21 protein-coding genes are annotated in these 26497 nt (G+C 40.3%); 16 read left to right on the top strand and 5 right to left on the bottom strand.

From position 1 onward, the window contains the following. Positions 1-31: 31 nt before the first annotated feature. Positions 32-2740 carry a collagenase gene (locus tag ACQ96U_RS05660; protein WP_431720274.1) on the bottom strand — a complete coding sequence of 903 codons (2709 nt, stop codon included), beginning with the start codon at positions 2738-2740 and terminating at the stop codon, positions 32-34. Positions 2741-3195: 455 nt separating this feature from the next. On the opposite strand from ACQ96U_RS05660, the gene ACQ96U_RS05655 reads away from it, so the two are divergent. The 10 genes from ACQ96U_RS05655 (at position 3196) to ACQ96U_RS05610 (ending at position 13350) form a co-directional block, all read left to right on the top strand. Continuing rightward, complete coding sequence (locus ACQ96U_RS05655) at positions 3196-3924, top strand: WbqC family protein (protein ID WP_431720273.1); 729 nt, start codon at positions 3196-3198, stop codon at positions 3922-3924. Continuing rightward, entirely contained in the window at positions 3908-4645 is a 738-nt protein-coding gene (locus tag ACQ96U_RS05650) for a class I SAM-dependent methyltransferase (RefSeq protein ID WP_431720272.1), read from the top strand. Before ACQ96U_RS05655 ends, ACQ96U_RS05650 begins: the two co-directional genes overlap by 17 nt. A gap of 17 nt (positions 4646-4662) precedes the next feature. Then, positions 4663-5523, top strand: coding sequence for an NAD-dependent epimerase/dehydratase family protein (locus ACQ96U_RS05645; RefSeq protein WP_431720271.1), 861 nt, complete (start codon positions 4663-4665; stop codon positions 5521-5523). Then, the gene (locus ACQ96U_RS05640) at positions 5516-6502 is read left to right on the top strand and encodes an ATP-grasp domain-containing protein (RefSeq protein WP_431720270.1); all 987 of its coding nucleotides are present in this window, start codon (positions 5516-5518) and stop codon (positions 6500-6502) included. The genes ACQ96U_RS05645 and ACQ96U_RS05640 overlap by 8 nt, the downstream gene beginning before the upstream one ends. Further along, a complete protein-coding gene (locus tag ACQ96U_RS05635) occupies positions 6480-7169 on the top strand; it encodes a metallophosphoesterase family protein (RefSeq protein ID WP_431720269.1) in 690 nt (229 codons plus the stop codon). The genes ACQ96U_RS05640 and ACQ96U_RS05635 overlap by 23 nt, the downstream gene beginning before the upstream one ends. 3 nt (positions 7170-7172) lie before the next feature. Next, positions 7173-8144, top strand: a complete 972-nt coding sequence (locus tag ACQ96U_RS05630; protein ID WP_431720268.1) for a hypothetical protein — start codon at positions 7173-7175, stop codon at positions 8142-8144. Between the two features lie 17 nt (positions 8145-8161). Next, positions 8162-9121, top strand: coding sequence for a hypothetical protein (locus ACQ96U_RS05625; RefSeq protein WP_431720267.1), 960 nt, complete (start codon positions 8162-8164; stop codon positions 9119-9121). A 53-nt stretch (positions 9122-9174) separates the two neighbouring features. Further along, positions 9175-10917: an ABC transporter transmembrane domain-containing protein gene (locus ACQ96U_RS05620; protein WP_431720266.1), complete on the top strand. Its 1743-nt coding sequence runs from the start codon at positions 9175-9177 to the stop codon at positions 10915-10917. Then, positions 10907-12694: an ABC transporter transmembrane domain-containing protein gene (locus tag ACQ96U_RS05615; RefSeq protein WP_431720265.1), complete on the top strand. Its 1788-nt coding sequence runs from the start codon at positions 10907-10909 to the stop codon at positions 12692-12694. Before ACQ96U_RS05620 ends, ACQ96U_RS05615 begins: the two co-directional genes overlap by 11 nt. 143 nt (positions 12695-12837) lie before the next feature. Further along, positions 12838-13350 carry an N-acetyltransferase family protein gene (locus tag ACQ96U_RS05610; protein WP_431720264.1) on the top strand — a complete coding sequence of 171 codons (513 nt, stop codon included), beginning with the start codon at positions 12838-12840 and terminating at the stop codon, positions 13348-13350. A gap of 105 nt (positions 13351-13455) precedes the next feature. Here ACQ96U_RS05610 and ACQ96U_RS05605 read toward each other — a convergent pair whose 3' ends face one another. The 4 genes from ACQ96U_RS05605 to ACQ96U_RS05590 all read right to left on the bottom strand — a co-directional run bounded on the left by ACQ96U_RS05605 (position 13456) and on the right by ACQ96U_RS05590 (position 16913). After that, a complete protein-coding gene (locus tag ACQ96U_RS05605; RefSeq protein WP_431720263.1) occupies positions 13456-14067 on the bottom strand; it encodes a hypothetical protein in 612 nt (203 codons plus the stop codon). A 382-nt stretch (positions 14068-14449) separates the two neighbouring features. Further along, complete coding sequence (gene ansA, locus ACQ96U_RS05600) at positions 14450-15481, bottom strand: asparaginase (RefSeq protein WP_431720262.1); 1032 nt, start codon at positions 15479-15481, stop codon at positions 14450-14452. 143 nt (positions 15482-15624) lie between these two features. Beyond that, complete coding sequence (locus tag ACQ96U_RS05595) at positions 15625-16134, bottom strand: hypothetical protein (protein ID WP_431720261.1); 510 nt, start codon at positions 16132-16134, stop codon at positions 15625-15627. Between the two features lie 65 nt (positions 16135-16199). After that, on the bottom strand, positions 16200-16913 hold the full coding sequence (locus ACQ96U_RS05590) for an SDR family NAD(P)-dependent oxidoreductase (RefSeq protein ID WP_431720260.1): 714 nt from the start codon (positions 16911-16913) through the stop codon (positions 16200-16202). 621 nt (positions 16914-17534) lie between these two features. On the opposite strand from ACQ96U_RS05590, the gene ptsP reads away from it, so the two are divergent. The 6 genes from ptsP (at position 17535) to ACQ96U_RS05560 (ending at position 26405) form a co-directional block, all read left to right on the top strand. Further along, complete coding sequence (gene ptsP / locus ACQ96U_RS05585; RefSeq protein ID WP_431720259.1) at positions 17535-20066, top strand: phosphoenolpyruvate--protein phosphotransferase; 2532 nt, start codon at positions 17535-17537, stop codon at positions 20064-20066. A 63-nt stretch (positions 20067-20129) separates the two neighbouring features. After that, on the top strand, positions 20130-21908 hold the full coding sequence (gene ptsG / locus ACQ96U_RS05580; RefSeq protein ID WP_431720258.1) for a PTS glucose transporter subunit IIBC: 1779 nt from the start codon (positions 20130-20132) through the stop codon (positions 21906-21908). A gap of 273 nt (positions 21909-22181) precedes the next feature. Beyond that, positions 22182-22835 carry a 50S ribosomal protein L11 methyltransferase gene (locus tag ACQ96U_RS05575; protein ID WP_431720257.1) on the top strand — a complete coding sequence of 218 codons (654 nt, stop codon included), beginning with the start codon at positions 22182-22184 and terminating at the stop codon, positions 22833-22835. Between the two features lie 422 nt (positions 22836-23257). Continuing rightward, positions 23258-24253 carry a penicillin-insensitive murein endopeptidase gene (locus ACQ96U_RS05570; RefSeq protein WP_431720256.1) on the top strand — a complete coding sequence of 332 codons (996 nt, stop codon included), beginning with the start codon at positions 23258-23260 and terminating at the stop codon, positions 24251-24253. Between the two features lie 93 nt (positions 24254-24346). After that, positions 24347-25435 carry a HEAT repeat domain-containing protein gene (locus tag ACQ96U_RS05565; protein WP_431720255.1) on the top strand — a complete coding sequence of 363 codons (1089 nt, stop codon included), beginning with the start codon at positions 24347-24349 and terminating at the stop codon, positions 25433-25435. 112 nt (positions 25436-25547) lie between these two features. Beyond that, entirely contained in the window at positions 25548-26405 is an 858-nt protein-coding gene (locus tag ACQ96U_RS05560; RefSeq protein WP_431720254.1) for a substrate-binding periplasmic protein, read from the top strand. Positions 26406-26497 lie beyond the last annotated feature (92 nt).

Raw genomic sequence — 26497 nt, 5'->3', positions numbered from 1 at the left:
CAATCGCCTAATCGTTTTGCCTTAAAACCTTTTACTTGCGGAGAGGCGGTCTTGCCGTACTATAACGACGTTGTTGCAATGGTGAATGCGCTAAGTTATCACGAGGGTTAGAAACTGATGCAGGTTGAACATCGCTTGCCACATAACGATCAGCTGCAATCATGGGACTTGTTTGTGTTAACTTGCTATCGCGCCATGTGGTGAATTTATCACCAAAGTGCTCACCCAGTTTTTCCAAACGTTCTTTGTAAATGGATGAGTCTTTTTCACGTAAAGCACTGGCCAGATCCAAGTATTGTGTGGGTGTATTTTCGTCTAAATACCAGTGTAGTAAGTAAGACCAGCGGTATACCATATCATCACCTTTATCATATGACGTTTGTGCAATATCGGTAAAACCTGGACGACGGGCTGGCGTGTAGCCTCGCATAACGCTCATACCACGTTTGTTGCTTTTACCATGCGCCATATACTCCGCTAAGCCTTCTGCCCACCATGTGGTCAGTTGAAGTGGGTGGTGACCAAAACGACCATATTGATTAAAACGGCTATCCAGGTAGTGGACATATTCATGGCGTAAATTCCACACTTGCCACTCACTTAAATCATGGCGTTCATAAGCATAGAATCGAGCCTGATTACCTTTTTTCGAAGGATCACCTTCAATATAAATTCCACCATTGTCCGTAGAGACCTGGAATAACACGCCACCGTATTTATGCCAGTCTTCTGGACTATTGAAAATCACCAGTTCAAGATTTGAATTATTGTCATCAGCAACAGGTTGTTGGTTCGTCGCACTCGTGAACTTCTGGTGGAAGGTAGCTTCCATATCTTTTAATTCACTACAGATATAACCAAGTTGTGCCGTTGTTAACTCCTGGGCTTTCACCTTAAGTGTTGAACTACAGGTGTGTTCAACAGGTAATACCTCATCTACTTTGTAGATATGGCACAAGCCTGGAAAATCTTTTTCACAGGCTTGTTCAGCGGTGGTATTACGGTCGTAGTAACGTGTTTTGTTTACGTAGTAGACGTAAAAGTTACTCTTTAATTCTTCTTGATCGGCATAGTGTTGATATTGTCGTACTAAATCTGCCGCATAGTTATCGAGCTGTTTATTCCAGTCTGCATCGTCGCGTAAATATAAATTACCCAGCGCTTCAATAGCGTTAAAAAGTACGAAGGCATCTTTACCCTGCCACAGTCCTTGCTCACTCGCGCCTAGTTTAGCAACACGCTCCGCTAGGTTGGCTTGCTTAACTTTATCCTTGACTGACTTATAAGCATCTTCACGAGTATTTTTGGCATGATAACCCATTTCGTCGACGATATTCAGGGTTTCGAACATGCTATCCGCATGACGTTTGATATCACTGATGCCATCCTGCTGATAATGCGTTAATAATTGTGCTACAACATCGATATGTGATAACAGTTGCTCTGCAACCCTTGCCTGACGGAATAAGCCACTTATAGCAACCACATAGCCTTCTTGGACTGCTGCGGCTTTTTCCTGCATAGCATAAAAGTCCGACATTTGAGTTACAGTCAGTAATGCGTTATTCAGTAGCACTAAATCCGCGACAGGGATTTCTTTCATATTGCCATAATAATTGAAGGCGCGGATGTAATAGAGCAGCTTGTCTAAATCACCATCGGCGATATCTCCACTACGGGCAAGAAAATCAATCGCCAGGGCTACATCATGCAAGCGGTTAGATGCACCATGATTAAATGTTGGAGAGAAAAAGTCATTACTTAAAACTTCTTTTACATTGGCAGAGAAATCATCTTTTGACTGGTAATGATCAACAGGTTTTTCAGGTGTTTTTGCAGTAGGGGTTGATGGTTTATTTGGAGACTTATTATCAACCTTTGGTTGTTTTGGCTTTGTTGTTGGATTTTTATCAACAGGTGTCACAGGCTGTTTTGTTGTTGGATTGTTGTTAACGGGTGTGGTGGGTTGCTTAGGTGTACTTGGGTTGTTGGTGGTGGGGGTAGTTGGCGACACTGGTTGTGTGGGCTTGTGGTCTATAAAGTTAAGCATTAATTGCACGGTAGCCACTTTAGATGTGCTGCGGCCATCAGTAGCCTGGAATTTAAACTCATCGTAGCTGGCTTGGTTACTTTGAGGCGTATAAGTATAGCGCCCTGTTTTGCTATCAAGTTTAAGTTTCCCATGTTTAGGGGCTTGAACAACCTGAAAGGTAATTTGATCCCGATCTTTATCTTGAGCCCAAACATGGCTGTGGTGAGGTGCAAAAGATGTCAGTTGTTCAGCCTGACCTCTTGCTTCTGGCGCCTGATTGTTACTGTGGCTTGAGTTGTTGGTATTTGTGGGCTTAGTAGGTTGTACTGGTTGTTTCGTATTTGTGGTTGGATTAGACGTTTGTTTAACCGTAAACCTTAATTGCACTGGCGCTGGCGTAGACCATAATTGCCCATCAAATACCCGAAAAGAAAACTCATCATAGTCAGTAGATTGCGTGGGCTGGTAAGTATAACGTCCTAGCTTAGGGTCTAATGTAACCTTACCGTGTCGAGCGGGCTTAACAATTTCAAAGGTTAACGTTTTACCTTCTGGGTCTTGACCCCAAACCCAGCTTTGGTGTTGGCCGGCTTGACGAATGGTTTCACTTTGGCCGCGTACTTCTGGTGCTTGGTTTGCGGCCCATACAGCTACAGATAGCTGACTGAGACCCACTAATAATACAGTGGACAATGATTTATATACCATGATGCAATTCCCGCTAATTCTATTTATACCCTTTTGAACGATGGACTACATCGTTGAGAGTATTTTTGACTTGTAAATATCTAGAAAAGCGTGCCAACCTACGTACATCCGGGCTGGAGCTTGTCCAGGCAAGTAGGCGACACTGGTTGTGCAAGTTAATCAAATCACAAAAAAAATGTAATCAAGCTTTTATTAATAATGTGATGTTGAGCAAATTTATTAAGGGGCAACCATACTAGCCTGAACAATAGTGCTTTTGAATTCAGAACCTCATAAAGCATTTGCTGGATTTAAATGGTCATGGGTGGGCAAATATCAGGCACGAAAATTACAGCTAAGCACAAACTTACGCTGACATACAGGTTTAACAGGAATGAACTATAGTATTAAAAATAGCGGTTATACTTTAACCATATTTAGGTTGTTTAATATATGCTTAATTAATGAGCACGGTAATGAAAGTAGCCATAATGCAACCATATCTGCTACCTTATATTGGTTATTTTCAGCTAATTAACGTTGTAGATCAATTTGTGATTTATGATAATATTGAATTTACCAAAAAAAGCTGGATTAAACGTAATCGTTTTTTATCAAATGGTCAGGCAAAGTATTTTTCTATCCCTATAAAAAAAGATCATGATCACTTACCTGTTATTGAACGACAACTTACTCCAGACGCACAAGGTAATTTAAATAAGTTGGTGCGTCAGTTTGAGCAGGCATACCATAAAGCCCCCTATTTTTTGCATGTTTTACCATTACTTAAAGATATTTTTACGATCAAAAATTATAATTTATTTTGGTTTATTTTTTATTCTTTAACTAAAACGCTTAGCTATTTACGCATTACGACACCAGTGGTTGTTTCTTCAACCATTGACCTGGCTGATCATAGCTTACGATCAGAACAAAAAGTAATTTCTATTTGCCAAGCATTAGGCGCTTCAGACTATATTAACCCAATAGGTGGAAAACTGCTCTATAACCATTCTGATTTCAACAAAGCTGGCATCGGACTAACTTTTTTAAAACCACATTCAATAGAATATGCACAGTTTGGAGGTGATTTTCTACCGTGGCTATCGATTTTAGATGTAATGATGTTCAATTCCGTTGAGCAAATACAACAATTGTTGCAACAGTTTACTTTGGAAGCAGCATATTATGACCAACCCACTTGATCAACTTGTTGCAGCCTATGACGAAAGTAACCCATATTCATTTGATAATGAGATTATGTTGAGCTGGTATGCTCATCGCATTTCCCTGCTAATCGGGGTTGTGCCTAAACTTTTAGAGCTTGGCATTGGACACGGCATTGCTTCATCAACGCTGTCTAAACAGGCCGATTCTCATACGATTATTGAAGGTTCAGAAACCATTATTGATCGGTTTAAAAAACAATTCCCTGAGTGTAAAAGCAATATTATACATAGTTATTTTGAAGACTACTTACCTGATAATGACACATTGTTTGACGTGATTATTATGGGGTTTGTGTTGGAACATGTGGATGACCCTCATGTTATTTTAACAAAATATAAACGATACTTATCACCTAAAGGAAAACTCTTTATTGCAGTGCCCAATGCTGACGTATTAAATCGGCGATTAGGCTTCATTATGGGGATTCTTGATGATTTAAAAATGCTCTCTCCTAATGATGTTGCCCTTGGACACCAAAGGTTTTATAACATAGACAGTATTTGCCAAGAAATCCAACGAGCCGGTCTTTTGGTTACGGCTAAAGAAGGCATTTACCTAAAGCCTTTTACCAGTGAACAAATGAGATCACTCACGTTAAATCGCTCAGTTTATCATGCACTTTGTCAAGTAGGTATCGATTATCCTGACTTATGTTGTGGTATACTGATAGAAGCCTGTGCAGACCGAACCACATAAAAGGAGCTGTATAGAGTATGAAGATTCTACTTGTAGGTGGAAGCTCTTCGTTAGCACAACAGCTTATCCCCCATTTGTCATGCTATGCAGATATTATCACTGCAGGTAGGCACAATTGTGATATTTATTTAGATTTACAAAACCCTGAAGAAAAAGGTATAGCCCATAAAATAGGTGACATGACCGTACTTATACATATAGCGGCTTATTTTGGCAAATCACTGAAAGATGATCAAGAAGATGTACTAAAGGCTGAGACAGTCAATGCGCTGGGCACCTATAAGGCATGTTTACTCGCTGAAAAATTAAAAGCACAGCATGTTATTTATATATCAACTATTTTTACTCAGCTTGATGACCATTCTCCTTTTTTTAACAGCTATGCCTTATCAAAAAGACATGGTGAAGAGCTTGCAGCATTTTTTTGTGCTCAATATAAAATACCATTAACTATTTTACGTCCTGCTCAGTTTTACGGGAGTATCCTGTGTAAAAGACACCAGCCTTTTTTTTATAAACTTTTAGATGATGTTTTTCTAGGTAAAACCATTACGCTTTATGGTACTGGTAAAGCAAAACGTAATTATATTCATATTGATGATGTCGTCCAGGTTATTGACAGAGTGGTAAAACAACGTGTAACTGGAACGTATCAATGTCTTTATCCTCAGAATATAAGTTATAAAGAGCTTGTTCAAACAGCTATAAATGTATGCCAAAGTAACAGTAGACTCATTTTTAATACCCAAAAAGCAGATGGATTTGATAATACATTTTGTTATACCCCTTCTCTCTATCAGCAGATTGGATTTGAACCACAAATTACTTTAGCTGATGGAATTAAAGACTATCTAATAAATCATAAAAACTATGGATGATCAGACCGCTATCTTAGTCACAGGTGCCAGTGGCATTGTGGGGTATGGTATTCTTAAAACGCTTAAAGATGCACCTTTCCCTCTGAGGTTATTTGGTTCTTCTATTTATACAATGTCAGTTGCTTGTCAATTTTGTGATACTTTTTTAAAGGCACCTCGTACTGAGGATAGTGGATATTTGGACTGGCTGTTAGCGATGATCACGAAGCTTGATATTCGTGTCGTGGTGCCAGGAATAGAGGTTGATATGTTTTTTTTAAATAAACACCGTCAACAACTCTCCAAAATCAATTGTTTTGCATTACTCAATCAGGAAAAATTAATTGACCTTTGTCGTGATAAATGGACGTTTTTTGACTTTCTGAGTGGTTATAAACTTTCATGTCTTATTCCTACCGAAACATGGAATGGTAGTATAAATTCATTAACCCAAGTCTCTTATCCTTTATTATTTAAACCCAGACAAGGTTATGCAAGTAAGGGGCATAGACTGGTTAAAAGTAAGGCTGAGCTTACTGCTTTACCCTCCTCGTTTGTTGATACATATATCGTTCAACCTTATATCGGTAATAAGGAACAAGAGTATAGTATTGCAGTGTTTGGTGATGGAAAAGGTGGTTTCTTTAATAAATTGTGTTTAAGACGTACATTATCGCCCATGGGCTATACAGACTTCGGTCAATATGTTGAGCTGGATAATATTGATAGTACATTAAAAGAACTATGTGCCATTTTAAAACCACTGGGTCCTACAAACTTTCAATTCAGACTTCATGATGGTGAGTTTAAGTTACTTGAGGTCAACCCCCGCATATCATCTTCAACGTCTATACGTGCTTTATTAGGCTATAATGAGGCTGTAATGGCACTCTCTTATTTCCTTAAAGGGCAAGCGCCGTCATTACCCGTCATAAAACCCGGCTATGTTGTACGTTACATAGAGGACTGTGTTTTTTATGAAGATGGGCATCATTTCTGACATACATGGTAATTATGTAGCATTACAGCTAGTACTTAATACATTAGATACTGAAGGTGTTGATGCTATTTATTGCTTAGGTGATATTGTGGGTTACTATCCCCAAGTCAATGAATGTTGTGCTGCTCTCAGAGAACGACAAGTCCAGTGTATTATGGGAAATCATGACTGGTATATGATCGATGGATATTGTGCACGCTCTAAAAGTGTTAATGAGTGTATCAATTACCAACGCTCAGTGATCGATACTGATCATTTAAGGTGGTTGGGATCTTTACCAATATATAGAACGTTTGATGATATACATATGCTTCATGGGGGATGGAGTAACCCTTTGGATGAATATTTAAAACCTGATGCAACTTATTTTAAAAAACTGCAAGGACGATTTTTTTTCTCTGGTCATACTCATAAGCAAATACTGTGTGACTATGATGAATACGTTTATTGTAACCCAGGTTCAGTTGGTCAGCCCAGAGATGGAGACCCCAGAGCGGCATGCGCTATTTGGGAAAATGGAGAGGTGAATTTACTCCGTATCGATTATCCAGTAGATGATGTTTTTCAGTTGATGGAAAACGCAGGGTTTAATGATTATTACTATGGGTGTTTGTTAACAGGTGCTGCTCATTTATGCAAGTTACCTCCTGATTATAAAAGAACATAGGTTATGTTTGTTTGGCAAAAGCTTGGACGCATTTTTGACCCTCAACAGGCTAAAAATATCATTTGGCTAAAACATTTTGCTCAATCCCCTACACTTTTGAAACTAGATAGTACCTATCGTATTTTTTTTTCGGGCCGGCCAACGCCAGATCGCCAAGGTAATTATGTTAGTTACACGGGTTATTTAGACTTAAATAAGCATGATTTATTTGATATCCAATGTATTTCAGCTCAGCCTGTACTGAGTCTTGGCAAGCTAGGTTGTTTCGATGAGTTTGGTATTTACCCTGCCTGTATTATTGCTCATAACAATCAGTATTGGCTTTATTATGCAGGTTGGACTCGGTGTGAGGCTGTTCCATTCAACGCAGCTATTGGTTTGGCCGTAAGCCATGATGGACAACACTTTGAACGTTTAGGCGATGGCCCTGTTATCGGTTATACCATTGATGAGCCTTTTGTCATTGGTAGCCCAAGAGTACGAATCTTTAATAATCGGTGGTATATGTGGTATAGCGCAGGTGTTGAGTGGTTACCAGCTTCATCACTGTCTGCTCGGCCTGAACCCATTTATAAGGTTCGTATGGCGACATCTGACGATGGTATACACTGGCAAAGGCAAGGTAAGTCAATCATTCCAGATGTACTGGACGAACACGAATGTCAAGCCAGTGCAGATGTCACTTTCTTTAGCGGGTTATACCATATGTTCTTTTCATATCGATATACCCTCAATTTCAAAAATGCAGCACGTGGCTATCGGATAGGTTATGCCTATTCAACAAACTTAGTTGATTGGACTCGGGATGACTCGCAAGTGGGTATCGAGCCTTCCACAATAGGTTGGGATTCAGAAAGTGTAAGTTATCCGCATGTATTTAAACATGACAATACACTGTATATGTTGTATCAGGGTAATGATATTGGCAAAACAGGGTTTGGACTTGCAAAGTTAAGTCACTATCAGGCTTCATAATCAATAATTAAGACGGTATGAAATGGCGTAAATTAGGGTTAATTTTTAACCCAAATCATCATAAGTTACCTTTTGGCTGCTTTGGCTATGCACAAGCACCACAAGTATTATTATTTGAAAATAGGATTCGTATTTATTTTTCAACTCGAAAAGTTGATCATAATGGTAAGTACTTAAGTCATATTGCATTTATCGATATGGATAAGTCACTAACATCAGTCATACACCTTGCTCAGCATACAGTGTTAGAACTTGGAAGTTTAGGGTGTTTTGATCAACACGGTATTTTTCCACTTAATGTACTTCATCATGGTAATAGAATTATTGGTTATACCAGTGGTATACATCGAAAACAGTCGGTACCAATCGATACCGCAATAGGTTTTGTTGAGAGTTTTGATGGCGGTGATACTTTTCAGAGACTTGGCCCTGGTCCAATTTTAGCGTCAACACTTCATGAGCCGTGTATTATCGGGGACCCTTTTGTAAAGGTTATTAATGGTCAGTTTCATATGTGGTACATTTTCTCTCCTGAATGGTTACCGGCATCAACACAAGGTACAACGCCAGAAAGGGTCTACAAAATAGCCTATGCATCGTCTGTTGATGGACTTACCTGGCAGCGTAATGGACAGCCAATCATAGCCGATAAGATTAATAAACAAGAATGTCAGGCCCTTCCTTCACTGATTTTCTTTGATCACCGATTCCATTTATTTTTTTGTTATCGTCATGCTATAGATTTTCGTTCTAACCCGTTGAATAGTTACCGTATTGGTTATGCTTATTCAGATGATCTTATCCATTGGCATAGAGATGATGAGCATGTGGGGATCGATGTATCCAAATCAGGTTGGGACGCTCAAATGCAATGCTACCCACATGTTTTTGCCGCTAATGGAAATATATACATGCTGTATAATGGCAATGAATTTGGCCGGCTGGGATTTGGTCTGGCTATATTAGAACAGGGTTAATGTGTTTTGTTTTTTGATATCGAATAAAGTCAACTCATCTAGGTTGCCTGGTAATGCTTTTATTTTGGAAGTTACGATGGTTTTTTCAACAAGAGCGTAAACGTTATCTTGCCGCGATCAGTGCCCTCCTTGTTATTTCTGGTTTAGTGATGATTCCGCCTAAGTTGGCTGGGTATATTGTAGATCAGATCAACCAACAACAATTAAATGCAGATCAGTTAATACATTACTGTGGAGGCTTAGCCTTATTAGCAGTGCTTATTTATGGACTACGCGTACTATGGCGGATTTGGCTTTTTGGAGCCTCGCATCACTTAGGCGCCATACTACGCCAACAGCTATTTAATCGATTAGTCTATTGTCCTCCTGTTTTTTATCAACAACATCAAAGTGGAGACTTACTTGCGCATGCCACTCAAGATGTGGATGCCGTTGTTATGACTGCCGGTGAAGGCGTTTTGGCGATGATTGATGGTCTTTTAACAGGCATCATTGTGTTATTTATCATGTCATTTTTTATCTCGTGGCCGCTAACGCTTGTTGCTCTTTTACCCTGGCCTGTAATGGGCTTTTTTATATACCGTATAAGCCAACAACTTTTTTCTGCTTTTCATACATCACAAGCAGCATTTAGTGACTTGAATGATTGTGTTCAAGAACAATTGTCGGGTATCAGGTTAGTTAAAGCCTGTGGGCAAGAACAATATGCCCAGCAGCTTTTCAAACAACAAGCACGTAATGCTACAGAGGCTTCTTTTGCTGTTGCTAAAGTTGATAGTCAATATGATCCTGTTATTACATTAACCATTGCAAGTTCTTTTTTATTATCTGTGGCTTTTGGTGGCTGGTTGGTTGCGAACAACAAGATAACACTGGGTGAGTTGACCAGTTTTACAATGTATCTTGGCTTTTTAATATGGCCTATGTTTGCTTTTGGATGGTTATTGAACATTATGGAACGTGGAGCCGCAGCCTACGAACGTGTTCAAAGCTTATTAGATGACGCAAAACCAAGACCTGAAGGTAAAGTATCTTTTTCTGCTGATACGATCAGAATCAATCTTGAGCTACATGATTTTCATTATCCCGCCAGCAATACATGTGTTTTACATGCACTTAAAATTCAGGTCGTCCCTGGTCAAACTCTAGGCATTTTAGGCCCAACAGGTTGTGGAAAAAGTACCTTGTTAAAGCTTATTATGGGTTTATATCCATGTGATAACTTACAGCTGAACTTTAATGAGTACAGTTATCGTGAATGTACGACACATAGTTGGCGTAAGCATATTGCCTACGTGCCGCAAGACCCCTTTCTATTTTCAATAAGTATTGCTGAAAATATTGCGTTGGGAAAACCTGATGCATCATTTGAAGAAATACAACAAGCTGCTCAAATGGCTGCAATTCATGAAGATATTTTGCTTTTTCCACAAGGCTATAATACACAAGTGGGTGAACGAGGTGTTACGTTATCGGGGGGACAGCGGCAACGATTAGCCATTGCTCGAGCATTATTATTAGACGCTCCATTGCTTATTTTAGATGATGCATTATCTGCTGTAGATGTAAAAACAGAGCAAGCGATTCTGTCTAGTTTAAAACATGTACGACAAAATTGTACCACCATTATTGCTGGACATCGGATCAGTGCCATTGCCGATGCTGATCAGATTATTGTTTTACAGCATGGTAAGTTAATAGAACAAGGTCAACATGATGCATTATTGGCTCATCAAGGGTGGTATGCGCAAGCATTCCGATATCAGCAATTAGAGCAACGGATTAATGCCGGCTAAACAAAATACGACCTCCCTTTCTCTTTGGCTCGTTATTATACGGTTACTCAGTTTTAGCCGGCATCTCAATCACCATTGGAGATGGGCTGTAAGTTTGTTATTCCTGGGTACAGTGGCCCAGGTGAGTGGCCCTATTCTGGTCAAAATATTTATAGATGATTATTTAACGGTGGGTCATTATCCGTGGTTACCTTTAGTTTTACTGACCACTGGCTATATTGTGCTTCATATTACAGGGGCTGTTGCTGCCTATTTTGAAACAATCACCTTTCATCAAATAGCACTTAAAGTCATTGAGCGAATTCGGCTTGAAACATTTGCCAAGGTGTTGGATTTGCCTTTACGTTTTTTCGACCAAACATCCACGGCTTGGGTCATTTCAAGGGTAAGTAACGATACAGAGGTAATAAAAGATTTATTTGTTCATGTGCTCGCAAGCATGTTGAAAAACACAGTTTTAGTCATAGGCATATTTATTGCCATGGCCATATTAGACTGGCAACTGATGCTTATTGCTGCAACAATTTTACCCGTAACTGTAGTGTGTATGGTTACGTATCAACGGTTAAGTGCACCCCTCTTCCAACGAGTAAGAAGTTTATTAAGTGACATAAACACTCGGTTGAATGAATCCATTCAAGGAATGACACTAATTCAAGTGTTTAATCAACAGTCTCGTTTTAAACACTACTTTTCCAATACGGCACTTGCGCATTATCAAGCGCGACTAAAAACAGTTTTACTTGATGGATTGATGCTTCGTGCGGCGATTGATTTACTCGCAATGCTCGTGCTTGCAGGATTATTGTTTGGCTTTGGTTATCAAGCACTGTCATCCGTCGCTGAAATTGGTGTGATTTATGCGTTTATAAACTATGTCAATCGTTTTACAGAACCACTAATAGAAATGACACAGCGACTGAACTTGTTACAACAAGCTATTGTAGCCGCTGATCGGGTTTTTCAATTATTAGATCAACCAGGTATTATTACTCAGCAATTACCAAAAACAAATAACACAGTCAAAGAAATAATCCATCATACCCATATTGAATGTAATCAGATTTCGTTTGCGTATGAGTTAGATAACACTGTGTTAGATAATATAAACCTTTTTATTCCAGAAGGAACATTTTGTGCGATTGTTGGCCATACAGGTAGCGGTAAAAGTACTTTGGCTAGTTTGCTTTTAGGTCTTTATAACCCAATCAGGGGAGATATTAAGATAGGTGGACATTCATTATTGGCGATTAATAAACAGGTTTTGCACCAGTACATTGGTATTGTACAGCAAGACCCTTTCTTATTTAGTGGAACAATTCGAGATAATTTAAGTTTTGGCATAAAAGTAGATGAACATGATTTAAACATGGTGATCAAGTCTGTTGGTTTACAGGAAACACTGAAACAATTACCGAATGGTCTTGAAACTCATATTGGAGAACGAGGACTCAATCTTTCTACAGGACAACGCCAGCTTATCTGTTTAGCTCGAGTATTATTGAGAAAGCCCAAAATACTTATTTTGGATGAAGCAACAGCAAATATTGATAGTGAAACGGAACAGCAAGTTCTGGAAACACTACAGATGCTGCATGGTAAAATCACCATAATTGCGATTGCACATAGGCTATCCACAGTAACACATGTAGATAAAATTTTTGTATTAGCCAAAGGCAAGTTGGTACAACAAGGACATCATTTTTGTTTACTTAAGGAAAGAGGGGTTTATAGGGATATTTATGAATTGCAGCAATTTGGCGATATTGAAGTTTGAAATTTTTATTGATGTTAGGATGGTCTAAATGCTGATTTATGGATTCCGTTGTCACTTGTTATATTTTTAATGTAAAGCTTTAAACAGGGTGCAACAAAGCGGTAATATTTAAATAAAGAGAAAGAATAGTTAGGAGTCTACTTGTGAGTTCAGCTTTTCAACTTGATGATTCTCAAATGTTACTTCGTTGGGCTAAGCCAGAGGATATTCCTCTTATCCACTCGATGATTAAAGGATTAGCCGACTATGAACAACGCCCCCATGATATGGTCGCTAGGCCAGAAAACTTGCATGATTGCTTATTCGGTAATTCTCCCCTTGCGGAAACTATTCTTGCGTTTTATCAGGATCAGCCCGCTGGCTTTGCTTTATTTCAAACTTTATACAGTACCTTTTTAGGTAAACGTTATATTTACTTAGAAGATATTTTTATTCTTCCTAGATATCGAGGTAAAGGTATCGGAAAACACCTTTTTACTTCGTTAGCTACTATCTGTCTATCACGTGGTTATGCTGGTCTAGAGTGGAGTGTACTTGACTGGAATGATCCTGCAATTGGCTTTTATAAAGCGATTGGGGCTACAAAAGCATCAGGGCATTTGTATTATGCTTTGACAGGAAATGCACTTCGTCGCCTAAGTAATAAAACAAATTAATAAACTCGGGTAATTATCTGAAATGTAACAGCTTACTAAGATAGCAAAGTGCATTCGTGATGCACTTTGCTGCCGTATTTTACATAATAAAGCGTTTCTTCTTCCTTAGATCATTCGCTTAATAAGATTCTCATTACGCTTAGGGCGCCACAATAGTAGAACCGATATCATCAGTCCTAAGCTAAAAGGTTCACTGACGACACTAGCGGCGAGTAACTGTACATCATCAATAAGCAAATGGCCTTTACCTGGAATACCAAACCCTTGAAAACCAAATGCTTGATTTAAGGGAATCCCATCCACACCAAAGGTAAATGTAAATGTATGCCACTTACCTGCCTCTCCTGTGAGGCTTAAATGGTCAGAAACTGATATGCCGTTTTCCATCATAAGAAATGTGGCTGCCACATTCTCATCCGTAATCAACCATTTAAACTGAAGTTTATCCCCCGCATGCCATGTCAGCATATTATTTAATAAAGCACTGCTTGTTGGTAAGCTAGCCATATAAGAGCCTTCCGAAGCTTTGTAATGTCTTCCATCTTGTGACACTACATCTTTTACAGCTTCAACGGGCTTAGGATTAGCATCATAATACCAACCATCATCAATATCAGCTGACTCAAACCCACCATTTCGAATAATTCCAGCCTGCACCGCCGATATACTCAAAAATGCCATCGCAAAAACCGCAAAGCTGGCAAGTTGTTTTTTCATGATCCTCTCTCAAGGTAAAAAGTCCATATTTAGTACATGAAACCAACTCAGGTAAAATGCCACCCGCACCTGCCAGCATTTAATTTTTATCATCGTCCTTGTTGGCAATACAGTGTGTGGCTCCATCCCTGATGTTGAACATGTCACCACGCAGCTTTTCACTACAACTGAATCACATATGAACACACAAGCAACTTTTATTTACTTTTACAGAGCCTAATAAAGGCCTGCTGGTGTTAATATGTACAATTACACTTCAGTAGTAGTACTACGCGTAACAGTATTTCACATGCAGTAGAAAAAAACTGTCGTAAATTCCACATTTTAGCCCAGCTACTTTATATATTGCTTAATTATTCACTTTGACTGTAATTGCATGTTATTAGGACTGCGCGGTTAACTCACCTCTTAAATCTTGTTGGATAAGCTGTTCCACTTGCTGAGATGAATAGCCTTTACCAAATAAATAAAATAATTTAGTGAGCGCGGCTTCAGGGGTCATATCATAACCACTGACCACCCCCGCAGCGGCCATACCCGTTCCAGTCGCATACCCCGTAATATTGACTCGTCCAGACCAACACTGTGTACAATCCACTAATACTACACCTCGCTGATGAGCCTCTTGTAACGCGGCAACAAATTTAGGATCAGCACTTGGTCCATTACCCACCCCATAGGCTTGTATCACAGCACCTTTAAGTGGAGCCTGTAAAAAGTTGCTGACGACTTCAGCCGTTATTCCAGGAAAAAGCCATAGAATACCCACATAAGGATCCATTTCTTTATGTAAGCTTAACCCGCCATGTTCTGATGTAGGCTCAGCACGCTTCAGTGGGTGATTGACTTCTATATTGATACCGGCAACAGCCAAAGGGGGAAAATTAGGCGATGCAAAAGCAGATAAATTATCGCAATGTGCTTTTACTGCACGACAACCACGGTATAAATTTTGGTCAAAATAAAGCGATACTTCAGGAATTGATTCATGAGCGGCAATAAGTAAGGAGTTCGTTAAATTTCGAATGGCATCAGTCCTAGGCTCAAGCATGGGAATCTGAGACCCCGTAAATACGACGGGCTTATGTAAATTCTCCAACATAAATGATAATGCCGATGCGCTATACGCCATTGTATCTGTGCCATGAAGCACAATAATGCCATCATATTCATCTATTCGCTGAGCGACAACTTCAGCAATCATCACCCAGTTACGTGGTGTCATATTGGATGAGTCTAACAAGGGCGAAAACTCATAGATGTCATAATCTGGCATGATATCGCTATGAAACACTGGGTTATTTTGCATCATTTCAGCTAAAAAACCGGGTGCAGGAGCCCAGCCATCAGCTGTTTTTTTCATACCAATGGTGCCACCCGTATAGGCGATAAAAACTTTCTTCTTGCGAGACATGCATTGCTCCACGATTAATGGCTTACCATTGTGTCAGTGACACAGTAGACATAACCTTGTCACGGTTATTTTGACGCGCATTGTAAAGAGGCTGAAAATAAATTCCTACCCCACTAAATACTCAACAATGGCTGTGTAATCATTTACACCTGAACAGCACGTCCTAGATAAACAGAGCCTTCATTTACACGAATAGCCAATTCCGGCAAAATTTTTAACAATACGGCTTGCGGTGATAGGTTATTTTCTCGGGCATGGTCCAGCCGATGAAACAAATCCTGCAACTCACCTTCCAGAACATGGGCTCCATCCCCTGCCAGTGTAAAGAAAAAATCATTGCCATACTCTTCGTGCTCGTATTCCACAGCATTAAAGTATGAGAAGAAACGCTGAGCACCTGCCTTCGCGAGAACATGAATTAAGTCACTTGACGCAATTCTACCGCTGTCTAACTCCCACCAAATACAGGTTAAACCACTGTCTCCCACGGACTCTATACAATCAGGGCTGGGTACTTCAGCAATTTCAAGAGGCCGAGGATTGGTTTTTTCCAGCGAGGTTTCACTCTTTAACTGGTTTAACAGCACTGCTACCCGGTTACGGGTAGCATCATCATTAAAGAGCGCATGTAGGGCCACAGATAGTGCAGACATAATGAGTGTCTTCCCAAATATCAATTTTAGCGTTTATTACATATCCCTGTTAGATTATTAGGAATTTATCGTTTTATTTTATTAATGACTATATCTGCCGTATAACAACTGTCCATCTCCTGTAAATTTAACAGTATTATTTTTGCGACTTCATCTGGATGCATGTATTGCTCATACTGATCATGAGCAACCGCATTATTTTGCCAAAAGGCTGTTTGCATACCACTGGGATACACGCCGACTACTTGTATGTTAGTTCCTGACAGTTCAACACGTAAAGCTTCCGTAAAACCTCGGCATCCCCATTTCATTGCACAATACACGGTTTCGTTCGCTTTACCTACCTGAGCAGCACTAGACATAACATGAATTAATGCTCCATTTGTATCTTTATTGTGATTACGCATTAAACCTATAGCGGCTTGAGCAACTAACATCATACTAAGCAAATTATCATTCACCATATGCTGTATAGTTGACTGATTATAACTTGCTAAGGGGCCAAACTGACCAGAGCCTGCACAGCAAAATACCTTCGTAAAAGGTGCTTCCCAAGTAGCAAGCTTAGAAAATACTTGGCTTACTTCTTCTTCACAAGATAAATCCACGACAAAAGGCGTAACCCGTTTATACTGTGTCACTAACCGCTCAAGCTTATCAGCACTCCGACTCAATGCTGCAACGTGATATCCCTGTGATGCCAATTGAGCTGTCAAAGCAGCCCCTAGCCCACTGCCTGCCCCCGTAACAATAACATTTTGATGTAATTCAGCTAACATCAGCGCCTCACTAATATATACATTCAAGCCTAATAGGCTTTGGACTTTACTATTGCTTCTTGTTCTACGCTATGCCACAGATTATGTATACTGGTTTTTGCATGCACTAACAGTTATAGAGCCTCTTCTCTTTATATCAGTAGATCTACATTACCGTCTTGCGAAGATTGACAATAATGCTGCGCTATTTCCGTATTGTGTTAGTGAAGCTAGGTCCATTACTATAAACCACGTTTCCCTATTCCATCATCTGTTACCCAAAGGACTTTTTTCGAACCAAGCACTTTAAAAGTACTCATATCATTTATATTTAAATTAAATATATCTTTACAAATCCCCCGCCTTTTTTACGTAAGTATCTTTTAGGCAACACAAATCATAGTTTGTCTTCCTTTGTAATACTCCTGTTACAAAGCTGAGTTTTGTTACGTATATCCTTACACTTTGTTGCCTACCTCATCCTGCTTAATTGCGATAAATCAAGTATTTTAAGAAGCACGGTGCCTACACTGAATTTACTAAATTAAGCAGCATTTAAAAGACTGCATATAACAATATCCGCAGCATGCCTTGCCCAAAAATGGCTTTTAATCCGTGTGGGTATGGAAGGAGATGTTAATAATGCCCCAAGCAGTTTCTGCCAAGAAAATTGTCCTTAAAGCCCCCTTTACGGGATATTTACTTCCCATAACTGAAGTACCTGATCCAGTGTTTTCACAAAAAATGGTGGGTGATGGTATTTCTATTGATCCTGTCACTAGTTGCTTACTCGCACCTTGTAGCGGTGAAGTAAGTCAACTTCATTCAGCTAATCATGCGGTAACTATTGCTACTCCAGATGGTATCGAAGTAATGATACATATTGGATTAGAAACCGTAATGCTGAAAGGAGAAGGCTTTAAACCCCTCGTTAAAAAAGGGGATAAAGTAAATACTGGTGATGCACTGATTGAGTTTGATATGGATATTGTTGCCACAAAAGCAGCAAGCCTGCTCACTCAAATTGTTATCACTAATAGTGACCAAGTTGCTAAATTCCAATACGCCGAAGGCCCAGTTGAAGCCAGTCGCGATACAGTATTAACCCTGCACTTAGGTGAATATACTGAATCTGCGACTGAGGCATCTAGCCAGACAGTGACTACCGAGTCTTTTGCTATTCCTAACCCCTCTGGTTTACATGCCCGCCCAGCTGCAGTGCTCAGCAGTATTGCCAAAAAGTACAAATCAGCTGTTCACCTCCATAAAGGAGATCAACAGGCTAATGCTAAATCTGTTGTGGCTATCATGGGTTTGGATGTAGGTCATAATGAACAGGTTTATCTTTCTGCTGCTGGTGAAGATGCTGAAGCAGCCTTAGCAGAAGTCAAGAATGCCATGCTAGACGGGCTGGGAGAAAAAGGTGCGGAACCCGTTAAGAAAAAGCGGGTACCACATGGTGTCAAACCTCACCCTGAAACCAGCGATGATCCTAACCTGCTATGTGGCGTAAGCGCCTCTCCAGGCCTGGCTCATGGCTTTATTGTACAGAAAAAACAACAGCAATTTGATGTACCAGAAACAGGTGAAGCACCTGCTATTGAACGTCAGATGCTGCAAACCGCTATTGAACATAGCAAGCAACAGCTTTTAGCCCTTCAACACAAAATGGCCGCTGACGGTGATGCAGAAAATGCCAAAATATTTGAAGCCCACTGTGAGTTACTAGACGATCCAGACTTACTTGATATTGCTAATGACGCCATTGACCAAAACAAAAGTGCTGCTTTTGCTTGGCAAGTTGCTGTCAACACGCATGTTAAAGTCCTGTCTTCTCTCAGCAATGATTTAATGGCACAGCGTGCTAACGACCTTAGAGATGTTGGCCGTCGAGTATTGGGTTGTTTGTTGGGCGAAGAAGAAAGCCACATGGAGCTTCCAGAGAATGCAATCTTGGTCGCAGAAGATTTAACCCCTTCCGACACTGCTAATCTGGACCGTAGCAAAGTCATTGGCTTATGTACTGTACTTGGTGGCACCTCTTCACATGCAGCCATTATTGCTCGCTCTTTAGATGTACCCTATGTTGCAGGACTTAATGAACATTTACTTGAAGTTGCTAACAATACACCTGCCATTTTAGATGGTGGCAAAGGCGAGCTTCGCTTAAATCCTGATCAAGCTACCATTGATGAGGCCATTGCCCGCAAAAAGGCAATTGCTAAAAAACGCCAAGCGGATTTAGCAGCGGCTAATAATCCAGCTGTAACTGTTGATGGTCACCGTATTGAAGTCGCGGCCAACATTGGTAATGAGCAAGAAGCCGTTGAAGCCGTCAAGATGGGTGGTGAAGGTGTTGGTCTGTTACGTTCTGAATTCCTTTACCTTGACCGCACTACTGAACCCAGTGAAGAAGACCAGTTTGCTATTTATAGCAATATAGCGAAAACCCTTGGAAAGAATCGTCCACTGATCATCCGTACGCTGGATGTGGGTGGTGATAAACCCCTACCCTACCTGCGCTTACCTGACGAAGAAAACCCATTTTTGGGTCAACGAGGTATCCGGATTGGCCTTGCCTACCCCGATATTCTCCGTACTCAAATTCGGGCAATCTTAAAAGCCGCAAATGGCTGCAAGATGCGCATTATGTTTCCAATGATTGCCAACCTTGATGAACTCCGTCAGGCAAAAGCCATCATTCGGGAAGAACAAGAAAAACTGAATGTTGGTTCCGTTGAAATAGGTATCATGGTTGAAGTGCCTGTTACTGCAGTGATGGCAGAGCAATTCGCCCGTGAAGTTGACTTCTTCTCAATTGGTACTAACGACCTCACTCAATACACCCTTGCGATGGATCGGGGACACCCTGAACTGGCTGCAAAAATTGATAGCCTCCATCCAGGTATTTTACGTCTCATCAAGCAAACCGTTGAAGGCGCTCACCAGCATGGCAAATGGGTAGGAGTATGTGGTGCTGTTGCTTCTGACCCTCAAGCAGTACCTCTTCTTGTCGGGCTGGGTGTTGATGAGTTGAGTGTAAGTGTTCCTTGTATACCAGAAATAAAAGCTCAGATTCGAGAGCTTAAGCTGGCCAGCTGCCAACAACTGGCTGAAAAAGCGCTCAATCTAGAGTCTGCAGCCGAAGTAAGAAAAATTAATTTAGAAAAATGAAGTGAGCAGTACAAAACAAATTAAATAAAAAAGCAGTTTCCTTGAAAAAGGAAGGAGGACACGATGATCGACTTCAAGTCTTCTTTTGCATTCTTGCAAAAGATCGGTAAGGCGCTGATGCTACCCGTATCAGTGTTACCGGTAGCAGGTATTCTGTTAGGTGTTGGTGCAGCCAACTTTCCATGGCTTCCTGAATTACTCTCTCACGTAATGGAGCAAGCGGGTGGCGCTATCTTTGGTAACTTGCCACTCATCTTTGCGATTGGTGTTGCCTTAGGCTTAACCCAAAATGACGGTGTTGCCTCTCTAGCAGCAGTCGTTGGCTATGCTGTACTGTTGGGTACTATGGGTGTAATTTCTGCCGCTAATGGTGTTGATACCAAAGCAATTATGGGTATCAACTCAATTGATACCGGGGTATTCGGTGGTATTGCCATTGGTGGTATTGCGGGTGGCTTATTTAATAAGTTCTACCGTATTAAATTACCTCAATACTTAGGCTTTTTCGCGGGGAAACGCTTTGTTCCCATCGTTACTGCATTTGCTGCGATTTTATTAGGCGCCGTATTAAGCTTCATTTGGCCCCCTATTGGTGGCGCCATTAAAAGCTTCTCTCATTGGGCTGCAAGTGAAAGTCCTGGACTTGCTTTCTCCATCTACGGGGTTGTCGAGCGCTCATTAATCCCATTTGGTTTACACCACATCTGGAACGTACCTTTCTTCTTTGAAGTAGGTGAGTTTGTTAACAGTGCAGGTGAAACTGTTCGCGGTGAAATCCATCGTTATATCGCTTACGATCCAACTGCAGGAAACTTAGCCGGTGGCTACCTGTTCAAAATGTGGGGTCTACCTGCTGCAGCCATTGCGATCTGGCATACTGCTAAGCCTGAAAACCGCGCTAAAATCGGTGGTATCATGGTGTCTGCTGCATTGACTTCATTCCTGACTGGTATCACTGAACCCATCGAGTTTGCCTTCTTGTTTGTTGCTCCTGTTCTGTATGCTATCCATGCATTATTGGCAGGTGCTGCTTTCTATACCTGTATCGCACTGGGTATCAAGCACGGCACAACCTTCTCTCACGGTTTGATTGATTACATCGTACTATTTAATCAATCTTCTAATGCGCTGTGGTTCTTGGTAATTGGTCCTATCTGGGCTGCCGTATACTACTTCGTATTCCGTACAGTAATTGTTAAATTCAACTTGAAAACGCCTGGCCGTGAAGATGAAGTAGAGCACACGCTGGAAGAAGCACATGCTGATGGTGCCTTTGCCTTCTCTAAGCAGCTTGTTATCGCTTTCGGTGGCAGAAAAAACATCACTAGCCTTGATGCATGTATCACTCGTTTACGGATCTCTGTCGAGGACGTAGCTAAAGTAGACCAAGCAAAACTGAAAGCACTGGGTGCTGCAGGCTGTGTTGTCGTGGGTAACGGTGTCCAAGCGATCTTTGGCCCTCAATCTGAAAACTTCAAAACAGATATGGAAGAATACCTGAAAAGTTCATCAGGTGATGATGAGGTCGTTGCACCTGTAGCCAACTCTGCTACAGCTACTGGAGGAGTAAGCAACAGCCCAAAGGCGCTTGACCCCAGCGTAGCAGAAAAAGTTAAAAACTTTATTCTAGCGTTGGGGGGAGCCTCAAATATCCGTAACGTCGAATGCTGCGCAACAACACGTCTACGGATGGAAGTAAAAGATGGCAGCGCTGTAGATACAGCCGCCCTTGAACAAGCAGGTGCAAATGGAGTTGTTAAACTAGATAACAACAGACTGCACTTACTTGTTGGCTTAAATGCTGAAGCATTTGCCAAAGAAATGAGTAACCAACTCGCATAACTACTTGGAGCATTAACCTTTGAGGGGCATTAGCCCCTCTTTTTTTTGTTTACAGATTTTTATATCAACTGATTTGTAATTCTCAAGTAAATGTGATTACATAATGATGTTCATTTGTTAGGTCAAATATATTAAAGCGGGTGAAGTCTATTCTCCATCCGTTATTTTTTTATTCTCATTTTATCTTTCCCTGTTTAGCCCCTTTCCCCTAATCTTACCCAAGTAAGTCAGAATATAAGTGAAAAAAGACCTGATTAAACACAGGGAACAGCCATGCGTATTCCTGAAAATATTTCGCAAGAGACTTACTGCCAACTTTGGCTTGCGGCTAACCAACAGCGTTTTACCAACAGTTATACTGTTGCCAATATACCTATCATCGTTTACCAACAGGTTTTTTGCCCTAGTACTGAGTTAACCCACTCCACAAGTTTCCTCTTAAGTAAATTACCAGATCTTTCTGAAAAAGTTGTACTCGATATCGGAACAGGAAGTGGTATTTTAGCGCTATATTCAGCATTCCAAGGAGCGAAAAAAGTCATTGCGAGTGATCTTGATCCTGTAGCCATTGCAAACTGCAAAGAAAATATTGCTAGACATCAATTAGATAACATTAGTGTTTACCAAGGCTATCTTTTCGAAGCTCTTTCAACAAATAACAAACTGTTTGATGTAATTATTGCTAACCTTCCAATCCTTGAAGGCGGCTGGGATTACTTAATGACTAACATAAAAAAACTATATGATGACTTCTTAAATCAGGTTTGCTTCTATCTAACCCATAATGGTCAATGCTATTTTAGCTTTGCAAGCTTTGGCAATCATCAAGTGTTAACTGCATTAGACTCTTCTCCCCTAACCTGGCATATGCATCAAACCCACAGATTTGGTTGCTGCTGGCAAGTATTTGAAGCAACAAAAGCTTAATGATTAACATTAAAAGCTTAACCAATATCAACTTTCTTCTTTTACTCCAAACCTGCTTTCACATACATTGATACTCATTAGAATACTGTGATTACACAGCTCAAGTGAGACTTAGCTTTCATAATTTTAGAGATATTAATAACAAATCAACTAACCAGTTTTATAAAAAAACAATAATTTTATAGTCTGTTACATACTTCATATACATTCCTTTATTTTCTTAGCACTCTATACACCTACCAACTCTATTAACACTGCACATATCAGTAAAAGCGTGCGTTAACCCTATATGACAAAAATCACAAACTATTTAAAACCAATAGACAATATTATGGGTGATTTGTCGTATCGTTTTTCTCGAGTGTTTGCGATTCTAATGATTTATTTAACCATGAGTCGCTGTTGGCAATAGGTCTTAATTTATGCAATTGAAGTTAACAGCGGGCAGAGCATTACTTAAAAAAATTACCCTGGTATTGCTGTATGCTTTTAGCTTAATCGGTTTTAACGCATATGCTGGCCAGAGTATTAAGGTCAATGCTACTGCGCTTAATGTGAGAAGTGGACCAGGCACTCAACATAAAATCATTGGTCGAGTCAGTCAGGACCAAGTTTATGTTTCCATTGCTAAAACCAGTGGCTGGCACAAAATCTGGCTCAATAATCAAGCAGGCTGGGTTTATAGCCAGTATGTTGTTTCGAGCAGTTTGCCAAATGGCGTTGTTACAGCAACACAACTAAAAGTACGGAGTGGCCCTGGTACTTCTTATCGTGTTGTAAACCTAACCAGTAAAGGTGCTGAGTGGGCTTATTCAATAAAACGAGGCTCTTGGTTTAAAATATTTTTTAACGGTAATGAACGCTGGGTTCATGGCAAATACCTGAATGGTGTTAATAGCGCTCGTCCAAAGTCTAAAACCAGCTTTATTCAAATGCCTACAGGTGGCAGAGGCTTTTACACTTATACTGCAGCCAAACGTGCTTGGGGAAAACCGCGTTTAATCTACGGACTACAGCGTGTTGCCGTGGCTTGGAAAAAAGAAAAGCCTACCTGGGGAGAGATAGGTATTGGTGACATTTCCTTTCAAAAGGGCGGCCTGCTTCGAGGCCATGCAAGTCATCGCAAAGGGATTGATGTCGATATTCGACTTATAAGAAAAGATGGACTGCGCCAAGGCTCAAGTATTTATAAAGACAATTACTCGTATAAGCGAAGCAGAGAATTTCTAGACAACTATCTTAAGAAATACTTCAAAGTTAACTTAATCTTTTTCAATGATCGCAATATGTTCAGCATGTTACCAAGGTATGCAGGTAAACGTCGGGGAGAATGTCGACAACAACCTGGTAAGTCTGGTTTATCGTACGTCATGTGTTGGCCAAACCACCACGATCATTTTCATCTAAGAATAAATTAAAGCTATGACATTTTTCCGGGTGAACAATCAACAAGGGTTCATCGTAAACATGTATTTTAAAGGAAGAGAGTGTCTCAGTAGTAGGAGAGTAACATGAACCTGAACATGAAGCTTAGCGCAACTGTGTTATGCTCTTCGTTGATCAGTACTGTAGTTGGTTTTTATTTGGGACATTCAAGCTCTGCAACAACAGCAACGGAACAGGTGCCTGCTCCACTGGTTCAATCAGAGACAAATGCTAACGCATGTTCTGAACCTAATTCAGCCACTATTACATTGGCAGAAAACAAACCTGATGTATCAACGCCCGATGCCCCTCCTGAAAAAGCAGCACAAACAACAGAAGTTACAGAGCCACCCAAGGCGTTAATGGCTAAAGATTTATTTGGTCAATTAGAAGAAGCGCTTAACCAGCCATCACCCTATGCAGAAAGTATTCAAAGCGCTCTACAAGCACAACTGCTATATGAAATGAGCCATAACCCTGCAGCATTAAGCTGGGCCATAACACAGTTTAAAAATGGGTTAAGTACTGAAACAGGTCAAATTTTAGGTGCATTACTTGGCGTTATCCAAGATCCTGAAGTTGAAGCGGCATCCATAGAGCTTGTAGAGGGAAGCTCCTCAGAAGAAAAAATTGCAGGACTTGAGCTCATGGCGCGTTTAGGTATCTATGGGGAGAAGCAGCGCAGTCACGTTATGAAACTTCTTTCAGGTGAAACAAATAAAAATGTTATGGGTGCTGCCCTTTATGCACTGCCTAAACACCCGACAAGTCCTCAAGAAACGACTCAAATAATTAATACGTTAAAACCATTAACACAGAATGACGATCCAGAACTGCGTCGGCGAGCAATGATTGCTGTCGCTAACTGGGCAAATGATCGAGAAAAACTTGATCCTGTCGTTGATGCATTGAAAGACAATTCTGCAGATGTTCGTGCTGGAGCAGCATTTGCACTTGCACAATCGCGATACTCCGATCAATCTGTAGCCAGTGCTCTTGTAGATCTTGTTAAAAATGATGAGGAAGATTGGGTTGTGCGTGAAATTGCTTGGCAAACACTAGCAGACCTTCCTATGTCTGAGTCTCACTATAAAATCTTTGAAAAGTTTCAGGCTGAGTTAGATGCTTCTGCTGAAGTAGAAACGGCATCAACCACTGAGCCTGTAGCGCCTTAAGCAGGTAAAACAAGCTACGACTATAATTAACTGCTACTCTGATAACTCATGGAGGAGGAGTCATTGTTAGTATATTTAGTTAATTTGAAGCCGTTAATAATTGAACCCCTGAATGAGCACTCATTGGCTTTCCATAGTTTTATTTCTATTAACTACATCTATAGGTAGTGCAGCAGAAACTGACAAGCCGAATACAATTAGTTTTTGCTACATCCCTAAAGCTAATTTCCCTTTTGTGCTCAACACACAAGATGAGCCTATCGTTACCTCACACCCTGGTATCAGCATACAAATTATCCGACATCTAGCACAGAAGTATCATTTTAAAGTGATCCATGTCCGCTCACCATGGAAACGCTGTTTAATGCAATTAAAACAAAATAGCGTTGATGCTAGCTTTCACTCTGTTTATCAAGCTAAGCGTTTAGAGTTTGGGGTTTATCCATTCAAAAATGGCCACATTGATGTTTCGAGGAAAATGATTAGTAACAGTTATCACCTTTTCAAACTTAAAGATGCATCAGTTACATGGAATGGACATTCTTTCCAAAACTTAAATGGACCTCTAGGAGCAACTTTAGGGTTTTCAATTGTTGATACACTCAACGAAATGGGCATCGATGTCGTGGAAGATTTCAGTCTGGAAAGACTGTTACTGCGTGTAAAGAAAGAACACTTAGCAGGCTTTATCGGTTTTTATACCATAGCAAAACCACTGTTAGAGGAAGATGATCGCTTCAAAGATATTGTCATGGAACCCATCCCTATCGAAACAATCCCCATGTACTTAATGTTTTCAAAACAAATGCAAATAAACTACCCTACATTTGTTGAGCAACTTTGGAATGAGTTAAGCGTAATTCATGAACAAGGACTATACCGACAATGGATGCAAAGCTACTTTGATTATGATGCATGCAGTGACCCTGACTCAGTCAGTAAGTGTGTCAAACAAGCTGGCGAACATTAAGTAGTTTAACAATTATTTATCGTGTTCTTGTCGTTCGGCTCACATCTCCCTAATATAGAGCACTTTGAGGATTAAATGAGTTAACGCACGAA

Origin of the sequence: Zooshikella sp. RANM57 (assembly GCF_050749885.1) — a bacterium.
GTDB lineage: Bacteria > Pseudomonadota > Gammaproteobacteria > Pseudomonadales > Zooshikellaceae > Zooshikella.
This window is presented reverse-complemented; position numbering and strand designations above follow the sequence as displayed.